The organism is Streptomyces actinomycinicus, assembly GCF_016741775.1.
Classification (GTDB): domain Bacteria; phylum Actinomycetota; class Actinomycetes; order Streptomycetales; family Streptomycetaceae; genus Streptomyces; species Streptomyces actinomycinicus.
Genome location: NZ_JAERRK010000016.1, coordinates 134390 through 148340 on the forward strand (window position 1 = coordinate 134390; position 13951 = coordinate 148340).

The window sequence follows — 13951 nt, forward strand, 5'->3', positions numbered from 1 at the left end:
GCCCGAGACCGCCGAGGCCCTGGAGGCCGTCGGCATCATCAACCCCTTCCCCATCCAGGAGATGACGCTCCCCGTCGCCCTTTCCGGCACGGACGTCATCGGCCAGGCGAAGACCGGCACCGGCAAGACGCTGGGCTTCGGTCTGCCGCTCCTGGAGCGCGTCACCGTTCCCGCCGACGTCGAGGCCGGACGCGCCGCCCCCGAAGCCCTCACCGACGCCCCGCAGGCGCTCGTCGTCGTACCCACGCGCGAGCTGTGCACCCAGGTCACCAACGACCTGCTCACGGCCGGCAAGGTGCGTAACGTGCGCGTGCTGGCGATCTACGGCGGCCGGGCCTACGAGCCCCAGGTCGAGGCCCTGAAGAAGGGCGTCGACGTGGTCGTCGGCACCCCGGGCCGGCTGCTGGACCTCGCGGGCCAGAAGAAGCTGAACCTCAACCACATCAAGAGCCTGGTCCTGGACGAGGCCGACGAGATGCTCGACCTGGGCTTCCTGCCCGACGTCGAGAAGATCATCAACCTGCTGCCGGCCAGGCGCCAGACCATGCTGTTCTCGGCCACCATGCCGGGCGCGGTCATCGGCCTCGCGCGCCGGTACATGTCGCAGCCCACGCACATCCGCGCCACCGCGCCGGACGACGAGGGCGTGACGGTCGCGAACATCAAGCAGTTCGTCTACCGCGCCCACTCCATGGACAAGCCGGAGATGGTCGCCCGCATCCTGCAGGCCGAGGGCCGCGGGCTGGCGATGATCTTCTGCCGCACCAAGCGCACCGCGGCCGACATCGCCGAGCAGCTCCAGCGCCGCGGCTTCGCCTCCGGCGCCGTCCACGGCGACCTCGGCCAGGGCGCCCGCGAGCAGGCGCTGCGCGCCTTCCGCAACGGCAAGGTCGACGTCCTCGTCTGCACCGACGTCGCCGCGCGCGGCATCGACGTCGAGGGCGTGACCCACGTCATCAACTACCAGTCCCCCGAGGACGAGAAGACGTACCTGCACCGCGTCGGCCGCACCGGCCGGGCGGGCGCCAAGGGTACGGCGATCACGTTCGTCGACTGGGACGACATCCCGCGCTGGCAGCTGATCAACAAGGCGCTGGAGCTGGACTTCAACGACCCGGCCGAGACGTACTCGAGTTCTCCGCACCTGTTCTCCGACCTCGGCATCCCCGAGGGCACGAAGGGCATACTGCCTCGTTCCGAGCGGACCCGTGCCGGTCTGGGCGCGGAGGAGCTGGAGGACCTGGGCGAGACCGGCGGGCGTGGCGCGCGCGGCCGTGGTGGCCGTGGTGGCCGGGCCGAGTCGGCCCCGGCCGAGCGTGAGCGTCCGGCCCGTACGCCGCGTCGTCGCCGCCGCACCCGCGGTGGTGCCGCGCTGGACGCCTCCCCCGCCGCGTCGGCGCCTGCCGCCGAGACCGCCGGTACGGAGGAGGCTCCCGCCGGGACCCGCACGCCGCGCCGCCGTCGCCGTACGCGCGGCGGAGCGACGTCGGAGCCGGTGACGGCCGCCGCGGCGCCCGTGACGACCGACGAGGCCGCCGTCGAGACGGTGACCACGGCGGAAGGTCCCGCCGTGGTGGACTCCCCGGACAAGCCGCGTCGCCGCCGGACCCGCAAGGCCGCCGCGGCGGAGACCGCGGTCACGTCCGCGCCGGTGACGGAGCCGACGGTGACCCCGGCCCCTGCGGCCGAGCCCGTGATCGCGGACGGCCCGGTGGCGGAGCCCACGCCCGAGGCCGCTCCGGCGGCGGAGGCCAAGCCGCGTCGCCGCACCCGCAAGACGGCCGAGCCGGCCGCCCAGGCGGAAGCGGCGCTGGACACGGCGGAGGCCGCCGAGACGAAGCCGCGCCGCACCCGCAAGACCGCGGCCGCCGCCGAAGCCGCCGTGGACACCGCGGAAGCCACCGAGGCCAAGCCGCGCCGCACCCGCAAGGCAACGGCAACGGTCACCGAGGCCCCCGAGGCCGAGGCCAAGCCCCGCCGCACCCGCAAGACCGCCGCCACCGCACCGGAGGCCCCCGAGGCCGAGGCCGAGGCCAAGCCCCGCCGCACCCGCAAGACCGCCGCTGCCGCCGAAGCCGCCGTGGACACCGCGGAAGCCACCGAGGCCAAGCCGCGCCGCACCCGCAAGGCAACGGCAACGGTCACCGAGGCCCCCGAGGCCAAGCCCCGCCGCACCCGCAAGACCGCCGCTGCCGCCGAAGCCGCCGTGGACACCGCGGAAGCCACTGAGGCCAAGCCGCGCCGCACCCGCAAGGCAACGGCAACGGTCACCGAGGCCCCCGAGGCCGAGGCCAAGCCCCGCCGCACCCGCAAGACCGCGGCCGCCGCCGAAGCCGCCGTGGACACCGCCGAGGCGACCGAGGCCAAGCCGCGCCGCACGCGGAAGACCGCCGCCACCGCACCGGAGGCCCCCGAGGCCGAGGCCGAGGCCAAGCCCCGCCGCACCCGCAAGACCGCGGCCGCCGCCGAAGCCACGGTCGACGGGGAAGCGGTCGCCGCTCCGAAGGCGCGGCGCACCCGTAAGGCCGTTGCCGAGGCCGCCGCTCCGGGGATTCCGGCGCAGGCGACCGAGGAGCCCGAGGTCAAGCCGCGGCGCCGGACCCGCAAGACCGCGGCGTCCGCTGCCGAGGCGGCCGGTGAGGGCACCGAGTCGGCGCCCAAGCCGCGCCGCGCTCGTAAGGCGACGGCTGCCGTGGAGGCCCCGGACGCCTGATCCGGCGCCGCGCGCACCGCGGCAGAGCAGGCCGGTCCGATGGCCGGTCCCACACCAGTGGGCCCGGCCATCGGCGTCTCCACCCACACCAAGGCACCCCGGTGCCAGTCAGCCCTAAGGCCGGGCCCACCCAGCGGACAGTGCCGGTCAGCCCCCAGCTCGGGCCCAGCCCCAGCGGGCCCGCCATCCGCGTCTCCACCCACGCCAAGGCGCTCCGGTGCCGGTCAGCCTCGAGCCCAGGCCCACCCTCACCGGACCCGTCATCCGCGTCTCTCCCCCCACGTCAGGGCACCCCGGTGATGGTCCTCGTCGCATGGTCGGGTGCCCCAGGTCCGGGCGCTTGGTTCCCGCTCGTCTCCGTCCGCCCCGGCATTCCGTCGTCCCCCACCCGGAACCCACCCCCCGTCCCCGCCAGATAGCCTCTCTCCATGAGCAGGCCTCCCACCTTCGTTCCGCCGCCCGGTGCCCGTGTGTACTCCCTTGCCACGGCTCGGGGTGACTTCGCCGTGGTCGACGCTCCCGTGGCCGTCGGTGTCGAGCCGAAGGGTGTCGCGCTGCTGCTGCCGGGCTTCACCGGGAGCAAGGAGGACTTCAACCCGCTGCACGTGCCGCTCGCCGAGCGCGGGTACCGGACCGTGGCGGTGGACGGGCGTGGCCAGTTCGAGTCGGACGGGCCCGTGACCGACGAAGCCGCCTACGCCCAGGAGGAGCTGGCGCTGGACGTGCTGGCCCAAGCCGAGGCGATCGGCGGTCCGGTGCATCTGCTGGGGCACTCGCTCGGCGGCCAGATCTCGCGGGCGGCCGTTCTGGTGGACCACTCGCCGTTCCGGTCGCTCACCCTGATGGCGTCGGGACCGGCGCAGATCTCGCCGCCCCAGCAGGAGCGGGTGAAGCTGCTGCAGGACGCGCTCGCGGTGCTGAGCATGGCGGAGGTCTGGGAGACGATCCAGGCGATGGAGCCGCCGGAGGAGACCGAGACGCCCTCGCTCGACGGCGGTCTCGACGACCGGGACGACCTGCGGCGCCGCTGGCTGGGCACCAAGCCTGCCCAACTCCTGTCCACCGGTCACCAGTTGTGCACCGAACCGGACCGGGTCGCCGAACTGGCGGCCCTGCCGCTGCCGTTCCACGTCCTGTCGGGCTCGCGGGACGACACCTGGCCGGTGCCGTTGCTCGACGACATGGCGGTGCGGCTGAAGGCGTGGCGTACGGTCGTCCAGGGTGCCGAGCACTCCCCCAACACCGACCGCCCGCTGGAGACGGCTCGCGCGATCGCCGACTTCTGGGACACCACCCCGAACGGCACCCGCTAGCCCGGGCCGCCACCGAACGGCACCCACCAGCCCAGGCCGACACCGAACGGCACCCGCAGCCGGCGCGCTAGTACTGCGCCTGGAGGTGCTCCCAGAAGCCGTCCCGGAGGGCGCGGCGGAGGTCGGCCTGGCCGCGCATGGAGTACTGGAGCAGGTCCTCGGCCTCGACCAGCAGGTCCTGGTCGACAGAGCCGGGCAGGTAGGGATGGCCGGGCAGCAGTTCGACGAGTGCTTCGCGGCCCCGGGAGGCGAGCCACTTCGCGGCGATCTGGGCGCCGACGAAGCGGACGTCCTCGCGACTGGGCCGGGCGCCGGCGGTGGCCTCGTACGCGGCGGCCGTACGCCGGGAGACATACGGCTTGAAGAACTCCAGGTCGAACGTGCGCTGGCTGTCGACCTCCCAGAGCAGCGGCTCGGCCTGGTTGCGGCCCTCGGGGGCCTCGATGCCCCAGAGGTGCACGCGGGCGCCGTACCCCTGGGCCGCCTCGACCGCCGAGACGAGGTCCTCGTCGCCGCCGAGGAGGGCCGCGTCACTGATCGCGCGGTGCCGGGCGAGGGACTCCAGGTCCGAGCGGATCAGCGAGTCGACGCCCTTCTGCTGGTTGTTGGCGTTGAGGTTGCCGAGGCGGACCTTCACGTCGGGCAGTTCGGCGATGGACTGCTGCTCGGCGGTGTGGATGCGGCGGCGGGCTCCGTCGTACCAGTACACGCGCAGCAGCCGGCTGTCCGCGAAGATGGTGCGGGCCCTGTCGATCAGCGCGTCGATGAGCCCTTCGGCGTCGAGGTCGAAGGCCCGGCGGTCCTCGGTTCCGGCGACCAGCCGCCCGGCGGCTGCGTACAGATAACCCGCGTCGACGAAGATCGCGTGGGTCGAGGGCGTCTTCGCCACCTCGGCGAGCATGCGTTCCAGCAGCTCGTTCGTGTGGTCGATGCGGGCGCCCAGGGCGGCCAGGTCGTCGTTCATCTCCTCCATTGTCCCGGGGGTCACGCTGCGAACACAACCGGTCCCCGTCGGTCCGGAACCCACTGCTTACCGGTCAGTAGTTAGACGTTCGAAAAATTTCTTTAGCGTAGGGAATGTTTGTAACAAGCAGCACGTTGACTACCTACGTCACCGGATACCCATCCGGTGCACTCGAGTAGTTCTCCGCAGGAGGATGACCAGACGAAGGGAGAAGCCCATGCGCTTCGAAATCATGCGACTCGACGAGGTCGACGGCACCCCCGTGGACAGCACCGTCGTGGACGCCGCCTCCGTCAACCGGATCGTTCAGCAGGCCGCCGCCATCGGACAGCGCCTGTGGATCCGCCCGGCCGAGACCACGGTCTCGTAACCCGCACGCACGGGCGTTCGCCACTCAAGCTTTCCGGGGGAGCCGAGCCCACGAGGGCTCAGCTCCCCCGGATCACCTGAGTGACCCCGTTGATGATCTGCTGCACGGCGATCGCGGAGAGCATCATGCCCGCGAGCCGCGTCACCAGGACGACACCGCCGTCCTTGATGACCCGGATGATGAGCAGCGAATAGCGCATCACCAGCCACAGGACGACGTGGATCGCGAGGATCGCCGACCACACCGAGACCTGCATGGCGACACTGTCGGCCTTCTGCACGGCGAGGATCACGGACACGATGGCGCCGGGACCCGCCAGCAGCGGCATGCCCAGCGGTACGAGGGCGACGTTCACGTCCTTGGTCTGCTTCGGCTCGTCGGTCTTGCCGGTGAGCAGGTCGAGCGCGATCAGCAGGAGCAGCAGCCCGCCCGCGATCATCAGCGCGGGCACGGACACGTGCAGGTAGTCGAGGATCTGGTGGCCCAGGACGCCGAAGACGGCGATGACCCCGCCCGCCACACAGACGGCCTGGAAGGCCATCCGCTTCTGCACCTTGGCCGGCCGGCCGGCGGTCAGGGCGAGGAAGATCGGGGTGATCCCCGGGGGATCCATGATGACGAAAAGGGTCAGGAACAGAGAGCCGAAGATGGCGACGTCGAACATGGTGTTGCTACAGGCCTTGCTGGGAGAGACGAACTGATACGGACGGGAGGGCGGCGCGAGCCGACGCGGAACGTGAGCCGGCGCGGACAGTGAGCTGAGCCGGAACCGGACGACCAGGCAGAGCGTGAGCCGACGCGGAACGGGATGCCGACGCAGAGCGAGCCGACGCGTCGCGGGGACCGACGTGGACCGGGAGGCGACGTGGAGCGGCCCCTGGGGGCTCAGGCTCCGCCGGTGCCGGGGACCGGGAACGCCCCGGTGGCCCGCCGCGTGATCTCCCCGTACACCTCGGGGTCGGTCGTGTACGCGCCCAGGGCCACCGTCTTGCGGCTGCCGTGGTAGTCGGAGGAGCCCGTGACCAGCAGCCCCAGTTCCTTCGCGAGGCCGCGCAGCCGGGCCCGGGCGTCGGGGTCGTGGTCCATGTGGTCGACCTCGAGGCCGTCGAGACCGGCCTCGGCCAGCTCAGCGATGCGGAACTCCGGCACGGTCCGGCCGCGCTTGGCGGCGGCCGGGTGCGCGAACACGCAGACCCCGCCCGCGGCCTTGACCAGCCGGAGCGCCTCGAAGGGGTCGGTCTCGTGCTTCTCCACGAAGGCCCGTCCGCCGTCGGCCAGCCAGTCCTCGGTGAACGCGTCGCTCACGGTGGGTACGACGCCCAGCTCGACCAGCGCGGTCGCCACATGGGGCCGCCCGACGGAGCCGCCGGCGGCGATCCGCTCGACCTGCTCCCAGGTGACCGGGACATCCAGCGCGTTCAGCTTGGCGACCATGCCCTTGGCCCGCGGCACCCGGTCGTCCCGGACCAGCTCCCGCTCGGCGAGCAGGGCGGGCTCCTCGGGATCGAAGAGGTAGGCCAGCATGTGCATCGAGACGCCGTCGATCCGGCACGACAGCTCGGCACCGGTGACCAGCGTGACCCCTTCGGGCAGCGCGGCGATCGCCTCGGCGTACCCACGGGTGGTGTCGTGGTCGGTCAGCGCCATGACGTCCAGGCCCGCCGCGGCGGCGTTGCGCACCAGCTCGGCGGGGGTGTCCGTACCGTCGGAGGCCGTGGAGTGGCAGTGCAGGTCGATGCGCACGACGACTCCAGACGGTGACGGAAGGAACGGGGACACCTAAGGATAGCGGTGTTTTCCACCCCGGCTGTCACAGCCGAAACCGCCTGGCGCCCTTTACACCCGGCACCGCGACGGATGTCACGGCTGCAGCAGGCGCGGGGACAGCGCGCCGCACGGCACCAGGTCTATCTCCGCCCCCGCGTCCCGCAGGTCGGTCAGCACCAGCTCGTCGTACATCAGCAGCCCGGACTGCTCGGGCCACATCACCGCCCACAGCCACATACCGAGCGCCTCGCCGGCGAAGACGGCCCGGTCGTCGGGGGTGCGGGAGACGTGCCAGAGCGGGGTCGGCCGGCCGGCGGCCAGCACCTTGGCCTGCGGCGGCTTCTCCACGTTCATGTAGGGGCCCGGGTCCGGGCCGTCGATGCCGGCGTACTGCGCCCCGAGGCCGACACCCAGTTCCTCGGCGATCAGGATCAGCTCACCGGGGCCGCCGAGCGGGCCGGGACCCGAGCAGGCCACCGCGGTCGCACGGCCGCCGCTGCGGTCGTCGCCGGCGTACGCCACACCGGTGAACAGCCATCCGACCGGCAGCGGCCACGGCATCCACACCGGCACCTGCGTGCGGTGCACCACCACGGTGAGCGCCTCGACGCTGGGCGGGATCACGGGCTGCAGCGGATAGACCGTGCCGTGCACGTCGCACTGCCACGAATCGGCGAAGAGACCGGGAGCCCTGACCCGGCCACCGCACCTCGGGCAACTGGGTTCGCCCCTCATAGGGCTCCACGGTCCTACCCCTGCCCGCCCACGTCAAGGACGATCACCCGTCCGGACGGAACGCCCCGCCGGACCCGACTGGATGCCCTGTGCATTGAACAGCTCGGCTCACGATGTCCATGCATGGGCCAACTACCTACGTGAGGCGGGAGAAAGCGCAAGGCCCCCTCGGTGAGGGAGCCGGCGGCATGCTGCGGCAGCCCGGGGCCGAGGTCCTCGCGCTCGGCCACGGCCACCACGCTGCCGTACGGCGCCGGGCCCCACGCACGACGCGGGTGGGACCGGAGCAGGAGCACGCCGCCGGGGGCGGCGTCAGCTCCTTCGCCAACTGGCCGGATCTCGCCTTGCGTTGGTGAGATCGGTCACCCAGGTGTCAGTCCAGCGGGACGGACCTGCGGGCGGGGTCGCGCAGGTCCGTCCCGTTCGCCAGCCAGCGCTCCTGGAGGGCCTGGGCGCCGTGCACCCGCTTCCAGGCAGCCTCGTTCGGGGTCATCGGCAGCAGCGGCAGGAACCGTACGGGGTCCATCGGGGCGTCCAGCTCCAGGTCCTCGACGAGACCGCCGGGCTCACCCACCAGGACGGAGGTGAAGGGGGCGTCGGGCCACAGCGGGCCGCCCACGTCCAAGGAGGCGCCAGGGGCCACCACCAGACCCTCCACCTGCGGGGAAGCGGCCAGGACGGCGAGCGGGCGGAGCACCTTGTCGGTGTCGGCGAGGCCCGCCCGGACCGACAGGACCAGCTCCGCGCGGGGACCCTCGACGGGGTCGGCGACCATCGCGGTGGGGTCCGTCATGGGGTGCGCGGACATGCCGAGGGTGGCGTACCGGACGACGTCCCCCTCACCGAAGCGGAGCACCTCGATGCGGTCCGCACCGAGGAACGTGACCGCGGCGCGCGCGTCCGGTTCACCCAGCGCGGTGTTCAACCGAGCCTCGACCAGAGGAAGAACATCAACCATGCGGTGAGCATAGAACTCGTCAGTAGCGGGCAAAGCGGCGCCTTGACACAACGGGCGGCTGCTACGCTGAGCCGGTGGTTCGGGACAGCACGCAGAGCGCGCCGTCAAGTCCCGACGCCGATGAGACTCCCTTACGAGGGACCGGCCGGAGGAGGTGGGGCTGTCATGGATCGAAGTCGACCGTGCAGTACCACTCGCTCTTCCTGCCGCTGATGTAGTTACTGGCTGGCTGCCGCCTTCCCCGTGCGCGTCACCGTTCGGAAGAGCACTTCGTCTCGCTTTGCCTGATCCGTCTGATCATCCGATCCGCCCGATCGAATCAGTCCTGCATCAGTAGCGAAGTCGCCACCGCGACGGTGCGGTGCTCCCCGCTTTGTGGACGTGCCAAACATGCACAGGCACACGTCCCCATTCCGGGTAGTTCCACCCGACGCCGGCGCACTTTCGCTGCCCGCCCGCGAAGGAGCCTGCCCATGTCGATGATCCGCGACCTGCGCGCCGTGGTCCGTCCGTCGTCCCGTGTGTCACTGCGCAAGGTCACCGGCGCCCCGTACGACAGCGGTGCCTCGTACGACACCACCCGCGACCCGGCCACGCCCTCGGCCGTCGTGGACTGTGCCGTCTACCGCGACGGCGCACGCGTGGCGAGCGACAAGCCGCTGAGCCCGCACGAGGCGATGCGCCTGGTACGCCGTGACGGCGGCTTCGTCTGGATCGGGCTGCACGAGCCCACCGAGGCCGAATTCGCCGGTATCGCGCGCGAGTTCGGGCTGCACCCGCTGGCCGTCGAGGACGCGGTGCAGGCCCATCAGCGCCCGAAGCTGGAGCGCTACGACGACTCCCTCTTCACGGTCTTCAAGACCATCCACTACGTCGAGCACGACCGGCTCACCGCCAACAGCGAGGTCGTGGAGACCGGCGAGGTCATGTGCTTCACCGGCCGGGACTTCTTCATCACCGTCCGGCACGGCGGGCAGGGCTCGCTGCGAGCGCTGCGGCACCGGCTCCAGGACGACCCCGAACTGCTCGCCAAGGGCCCCTCGGCCGTGCTGCACGCCATCGCCGACCACGTCGTCGACGGCTACATCGCGGTCGCCGACGCCGTGCAGGACGACATCGACGAGGTGGAGACCGAGGTCTTCTCACCCGGCCGCAAGGGCGGGGTCTCGCGCGGTGTGGACTCGGCCCGCATCTACCAACTCAAGCGTGAGGTACTGGAGTTCAAGCGCGCGGTCGCACCCCTGCTGCGGCCCATGCAGCTGCTGAGCGAGCGGCCGATGCGACTGATCGACCCGGACATCCAGAAGTACTTCCGGGACGTCGCCGACCACCTGGCCCGGGTCCAGGAGCAGGTGCTGGGCTTCGACGAACTCCTCAACTCCATCCTCCAGGCCAACCTCGCGCAGGCGTCCGTCGCGCAGAACGAGGACATGCGCAAGATCACGTCCTGGGCGGCGATCATCGCCGTGCCGACAATGGTGTGCGGGGTGTACGGCATGAACTTCGACTACATGCCGGAGACGCACTGGCGGTTCGGCTACCCGGTGATCATGGCCATCACCGGGGTCATCTGCCTCGGCATCCACCGCACCCTGAAGCGCAACGGCTGGCTGTGAGCGGGGCCGGACCGCCTGGATAGGCTGGGGCCCATGACAAGCGAGCTGCTCGACCGGGCCCTCATCGAGGAGGCCTCGAAGAAGTCCGGCCTGATCTGGGTCAGGGGTGCGGGTGCCCCGGCCGCGCGTGCGCTGTGGCACGTGTGGCACGAGGGCGCCGTGTGCGTGGTCGGCGACGGCCCCGGTGAGCAGCCGCTGGAAGGGCTCACCGCCGGAGGCTCGGCCGAGGTGAGCGTGCGCAGCAAGGACAAGGGCGGCCGGCTGGTGACGTTCCCGGCGACCGTGGCCGAGCTGGCGGCCGGCTCCGAGGAGTGGGACGCGGTCGTCGCCGAGCTGAAGGGCAAGCGGCTGAACGCGCCCGACGGCGAGGAGATGCCGGCCCGCTGGGCCCGCGAGTGCCGGGTGCTCCGCCTGGTGCCGACGGGATCCGTGACACCGGTACCGCCCGACAGCCTCGCCGAGCGCCCCGTGCCCACACCGGCCACGACCCGCCGCCCGGTCCCGGCGGCCCTGCCAAAGCTGCTGCTCAAGCGCCGCAAGGCCAAGTGAACGGCGCCGGCTGAGCGCGCCGGCGCTGTACCCCGCGGTGTCGGGAGTCACCGGCGGGCGCCGACGGCACCGCCGGAGCGCGCCCCTTGCCGGCACTACGACGTCGGCAGTTGCCTGCCGTAGTCCACCGTCTCCGTCCTGGCCGGCTGGGTGACGGTGAAGTCCTTGCCCCAGTCCGAGAAGCGGAGCGTCCCGGCGCCGCCGGCGCGGACCAGGCGGAGGGGGTACGGCTTGCCCTCCAGGGAGACGTCCAGCGTGCCGCCGGAACCCTTGTCACCGGTGATGCGGATCGTACGGGTACCCGACTGATCGGCATGGTGGCCGTCGGCCGCCAGCGAGCCGTGCAGCGTGAGCAGGCCCTCGAGGAGGACGGCCTTGTCCGTGAAGCCGCTGAACTTCTTGTACGCGGGATCCCCCTGGGGCACCTTCACGTACTTGCCGTCCAGCTTGCCCGTCGCGCCGTCGTTGCCGTCGGCGTGGTTCCAGAAGTCCGCGTCGGCCTTGAGATACAGCTGCTCCCCGATCCGCAGCAGTTTGAAGGTGGCCCCCTGCGAGGTCACGGACCCGGTCCCACCGTCGGCCTTCAACTGCATGTCCAGCCGGTAGGTACGGCCACTGGTGACGACGGTCCCGGACAGCCGTACGGCGGACGCCGCGTCCGCCGCGGACCGCGTCTTCGCCTGGATCTGGGCGGCGGGCAGCTTGCCCACACCGTTCGTCCCGGCGTCCGGATCGTCGTCGCCACCGCACCCCGACAGCACCATCGCTCCCGTCAAGGCCAGTGCGCAGCTCGCGGTCACCAGCACGGACCGGCGGGTACGGCCCTGGGGAATCGCAGTCACAGGTGGGGTCGCCTTTCTGACGGTTCCTGAGCGGCGTACCGCAGCGTACCGGTGCCCCGGCCACCCGGCGGAGCCGGTCCGTCCGGACTGCCCACCAGGGCGTATCCGACCGGTACGGGCTAGCCTGAAGCGCACGCGAGCGGGCACATGCGAGCAGACCCCACGCAACAGCAGTCCCCGCGATTCCCAGGCAAAGGAAGCAGAGCCATGGCAGCCGGCGCCCCCCGGATCTTCGTCTCGCACATCGCCGGGGTTCCCGTCTTCGATCCGACCGGTGACCAGGTCGGCCGCGTACGCGACCTGGTCGTGATGCTGCGCGTGGGCCGCAGACCTCCGCGCGTCCTCGGCCTGGTCGTGGAGCTGTCCAACCGGCGCCGCATCTTCCTGCCCATGACCCGGGTCACCGGCATCGAGTCCGGCCAGGTCATCACCACCGGCGTGGTGAACGTGCGGCGCTTCGAACAGCGGCCCACCGAGCGGCTGGTCTTCGGCGAGCTGCTGGACCGGCGCGTGACGCTGGTGGAGACCGGCGAGGAGGTCACCGTCCTCGACGTGTCCGTGCAGCAGTTGCCCGCCCGCCGGGACTGGGAGGTCGACCGGGTCTTCCTGCGCAAGGGGAAGAAGGGCGGCGCCTTCCGCCGGGCCAAGGGCGAGACCCTGACCGCCGAGTGGTCCGCCGTCACCGGCTTCTCGCTGGAGGAGCACGGGCAGGGCGCCGAGAGCCTGCTCGCCACCTTCGAGCAGTTGCGCCCCGCCGACCTCGCCAACGTCCTGCACCACCTCTCCCCGAAGCGGCGCGCCGAGGTCGCGGCGGCCCTGGACGACGACCGGCTCGCCGACGTGCTGGAGGAACTGCCGGAGGACGACCAGATCGAGATCCTCGGCAAGCTGAAGGAGGAACGCGCGGCGGACGTGCTGGAGGCGATGGACCCGGACGACGCGGCCGACCTGCTGTCCGAACTGCCCGAGGAGGACAAGGAGCGGCTGCTGAGCCTGATGCAGCCGGCCGACGCGGCCGACATGCGGCGCCTGATGTCGTACGAGGAGCACACGGCCGGCGGCCTGATGACGACGGAGCCGATCGTGCTGCGGCCCGACGCCACCGTCGCCGACGCGCTCGCCCGGGTCCGCAACCAGGACCTGTCCCCCGCCCTCGCGGCCCAGGTGTACGTCTGCCGGCCGCCGGACGAGACCCCGACCGGCAAGTACCTGGGCACGGTCCACTTCCAGCGGCTGCTGCGCGACCCGCCGTACACCTTGGTCAGCTCGCTGGTCGACGACGATCTGCAGCCCCTGGACCCGGACGCCACCCTGCCGCTCATCGCCGGTTTCTTCGCCACCTACGACATGGTGGCCGCGCCGGTGGTGGACGAGTCCGGCTCCCTGCTCGGCGCGGTGACCGTGGACGACGTACTGGACCACATGCTGCCCGACGACTGGCGGGAGACCGAGTTCCACCTCGACGAATCGGGAGAGGAGGCGCCCGCTCATGACTCCTGAGCGCGAGACCGCGACCCGCGACCGTCATCCGTCGGGCGCCACGGCCGCCACCCGGCCCCGGGTGCTGCGGCTGGACCAGCCGCGCCCGCCCCGCCGGCGGTTCCTGCCCGAGTGGGACCCGGAGGCCTTCGGCCGGCTCTCGGAGCGGATCGCCCGCTTCCTGGGCACCGGGCGCTTCATCGTCTGGATGACGGTCGTCATCATCCTGTGGGTGCTGTGGAACGTCGCCGCGCCGGTGGCGCTGCGCTTCGACCAGTACCCGTTCATCTTCCTGACCCTGATGCTCTCCCTCCAGGCCTCCTACGCGGCCCCGCTGATCCTGCTCGCGCAGAACAGGCAGGACGACCGCGACCGGGTCAACCTGGAGCAGGACCGCAAGCAGAACGAGCGGTCCATCGCCGACACCGAGTACCTCACCCGCGAGGTCGCCGCGCTGCGCACGGGCCTGGGCGAGGTGGCCACCCGCGACTGGATCCGCTCCGAGTTGCAGGACCTGCTCAAGGAGCTGGAGGAGCGCCGCCGCCACGACGGGCACGCGGGTCACGTCGTATTCCCGGCGGAACGGGCAGAACGTCCGCCAGGACGTGACACAGACGACCGTTGAGGGGCATCCCGGACGCCCGG

General features: G+C 71.8%; 14 protein-coding genes. 8 read left to right on the forward strand and 6 right to left on the reverse strand.

The window, feature by feature from the left end:
- Window positions 1-61: 61 nt before the first annotated feature.
- A complete protein-coding gene (locus JK359_RS26735) occupies window positions 62-2713 on the forward strand; it encodes a DEAD/DEAH box helicase (protein WP_201840695.1) in 2652 nt (883 codons plus the stop codon).
- Window positions 2714-3141: 428 nt separating this feature from the next.
- Window positions 3142-4026, forward strand: coding sequence for an alpha/beta fold hydrolase (locus JK359_RS26740; protein ID WP_201840698.1), 885 nt, complete (start codon window positions 3142-3144; stop codon window positions 4024-4026).
- A 67-nt stretch (window positions 4027-4093) separates the two neighbouring features.
- Here the strand turns inward: JK359_RS26740 and JK359_RS26745 are convergent, their stop codons facing one another.
- Window positions 4094-4999: an NYN domain-containing protein gene (locus tag JK359_RS26745; protein WP_201840836.1), complete on the reverse strand. Its 906-nt coding sequence runs from the start codon at window positions 4997-4999 to the stop codon at window positions 4094-4096.
- A 208-nt stretch (window positions 5000-5207) separates the two neighbouring features.
- Between JK359_RS26745 and JK359_RS26750 the strand changes: the two genes are divergently transcribed.
- The gene (locus JK359_RS26750) at window positions 5208-5360 is read left to right on the forward strand and encodes a DUF8834 family protein (RefSeq protein ID WP_201840701.1); all 153 of its coding nucleotides are present in this window, start codon (window positions 5208-5210) and stop codon (window positions 5358-5360) included.
- Between the two features lie 58 nt (window positions 5361-5418).
- Here JK359_RS26750 and JK359_RS26755 read toward each other — a convergent pair whose 3' ends face one another.
- The 3 genes from JK359_RS26755 to JK359_RS26765 all read right to left on the reverse strand — a co-directional run bounded on the left by JK359_RS26755 (window position 5419) and on the right by JK359_RS26765 (window position 7862).
- Complete coding sequence (locus JK359_RS26755; RefSeq protein WP_201840704.1) at window positions 5419-6024, reverse strand: MarC family protein; 606 nt, start codon at window positions 6022-6024, stop codon at window positions 5419-5421.
- A 221-nt stretch (window positions 6025-6245) separates the two neighbouring features.
- Window positions 6246-7103: a PHP domain-containing protein gene (locus JK359_RS26760; RefSeq protein WP_201840707.1), complete on the reverse strand. Its 858-nt coding sequence runs from the start codon at window positions 7101-7103 to the stop codon at window positions 6246-6248.
- Window positions 7104-7220: 117 nt separating this feature from the next.
- Entirely contained in the window at window positions 7221-7862 is a 642-nt protein-coding gene (locus JK359_RS26765) for a DUF6758 family protein (protein ID WP_201840710.1), read from the reverse strand.
- Between the two features lie 188 nt (window positions 7863-8050).
- On the opposite strand from JK359_RS26765, the gene JK359_RS26770 reads away from it, so the two are divergent.
- A complete protein-coding gene (locus JK359_RS26770; protein WP_201840713.1) occupies window positions 8051-8218 on the forward strand; it encodes a hypothetical protein in 168 nt (55 codons plus the stop codon).
- A 17-nt stretch (window positions 8219-8235) separates the two neighbouring features.
- Here JK359_RS26770 and JK359_RS26775 read toward each other — a convergent pair whose 3' ends face one another.
- Window positions 8236-8820, reverse strand: a complete 585-nt coding sequence (locus tag JK359_RS26775; RefSeq protein ID WP_201840716.1) for a suppressor of fused domain protein — start codon at window positions 8818-8820, stop codon at window positions 8236-8238.
- A gap of 473 nt (window positions 8821-9293) precedes the next feature.
- Here JK359_RS26775 and JK359_RS26780 point away from each other — a divergent pair, with 473 nt between their 5' ends.
- Together JK359_RS26780 and JK359_RS26785 are read left to right on the forward strand one after the other, a co-directional pair.
- Window positions 9294-10436 carry a magnesium and cobalt transport protein CorA gene (locus JK359_RS26780; protein ID WP_201840719.1) on the forward strand — a complete coding sequence of 381 codons (1143 nt, stop codon included), beginning with the start codon at window positions 9294-9296 and terminating at the stop codon, window positions 10434-10436.
- A gap of 33 nt (window positions 10437-10469) precedes the next feature.
- Window positions 10470-10985 carry a hypothetical protein gene (locus JK359_RS26785; protein ID WP_201840722.1) on the forward strand — a complete coding sequence of 172 codons (516 nt, stop codon included), beginning with the start codon at window positions 10470-10472 and terminating at the stop codon, window positions 10983-10985.
- Window positions 10986-11080: 95 nt separating this feature from the next.
- On the opposite strand, the gene JK359_RS26790 is transcribed toward JK359_RS26785, so the two are convergent.
- Entirely contained in the window at window positions 11081-11827 is a 747-nt protein-coding gene (locus JK359_RS26790) for a hypothetical protein (protein WP_201840725.1), read from the reverse strand.
- Between the two features lie 207 nt (window positions 11828-12034).
- Here JK359_RS26790 and JK359_RS26795 point away from each other — a divergent pair, with 207 nt between their 5' ends.
- Both JK359_RS26795 and JK359_RS26800 read left to right on the forward strand, forming a co-directional pair.
- Window positions 12035-13327 carry a magnesium transporter MgtE N-terminal domain-containing protein gene (locus JK359_RS26795; RefSeq protein ID WP_201840728.1) on the forward strand — a complete coding sequence of 431 codons (1293 nt, stop codon included), beginning with the start codon at window positions 12035-12037 and terminating at the stop codon, window positions 13325-13327.
- On the forward strand, window positions 13317-13931 hold the full coding sequence (locus tag JK359_RS26800) for a DUF1003 domain-containing protein (protein ID WP_201840731.1): 615 nt from the start codon (window positions 13317-13319) through the stop codon (window positions 13929-13931). Before JK359_RS26795 ends, JK359_RS26800 begins: the two co-directional genes overlap by 11 nt.
- The last annotated feature ends 20 nt before the right edge of the window (window positions 13932-13951 follow it).

Bases quoted from the DNA above. Each gene is read 5' to 3' on its own strand.
- JK359_RS26735 (WP_201840695.1), top strand. From the start codon at position 62: ATGACGCTCCCCGTCGCCCTTTCCGGCACGGACGTCATCGGCCAGGCG.
- JK359_RS26740 (WP_201840698.1), top strand. From the start codon at position 3,142: ATGAGCAGGCCTCCCACCTTCGTTCCGCCGCCCGGTGCCCGTGTGTAC.
- JK359_RS26745 (WP_201840836.1), bottom strand. From the start codon at position 4,999: ATGGAGGAGATGAACGACGACCTGGCCGCCCTGGGCGCCCGCATCGAC.
- JK359_RS26750 (WP_201840701.1), top strand. From the start codon at position 5,208: ATGCGCTTCGAAATCATGCGACTCGACGAGGTCGACGGCACCCCCGTG.
- JK359_RS26755 (WP_201840704.1), bottom strand. From the start codon at position 6,024: ATGTTCGACGTCGCCATCTTCGGCTCTCTGTTCCTGACCCTTTTCGTC.
- JK359_RS26765 (WP_201840710.1), bottom strand. From the start codon at position 7,862: ATGAGGGGCGAACCCAGTTGCCCGAGGTGCGGTGGCCGGGTCAGGGCT.
- JK359_RS26770 (WP_201840713.1), top strand. From the start codon at position 8,051: ATGCTGCGGCAGCCCGGGGCCGAGGTCCTCGCGCTCGGCCACGGCCAC.
- JK359_RS26775 (WP_201840716.1), bottom strand. From the start codon at position 8,820: ATGGTTGATGTTCTTCCTCTGGTCGAGGCTCGGTTGAACACCGCGCTG.
- JK359_RS26780 (WP_201840719.1), top strand. From the start codon at position 9,294: ATGTCGATGATCCGCGACCTGCGCGCCGTGGTCCGTCCGTCGTCCCGT.
- JK359_RS26785 (WP_201840722.1), top strand. From the start codon at position 10,470: ATGACAAGCGAGCTGCTCGACCGGGCCCTCATCGAGGAGGCCTCGAAG.
- JK359_RS26795 (WP_201840728.1), top strand. From the start codon at position 12,035: ATGGCAGCCGGCGCCCCCCGGATCTTCGTCTCGCACATCGCCGGGGTT.
- JK359_RS26800 (WP_201840731.1), top strand. From the start codon at position 13,317: ATGACTCCTGAGCGCGAGACCGCGACCCGCGACCGTCATCCGTCGGGC.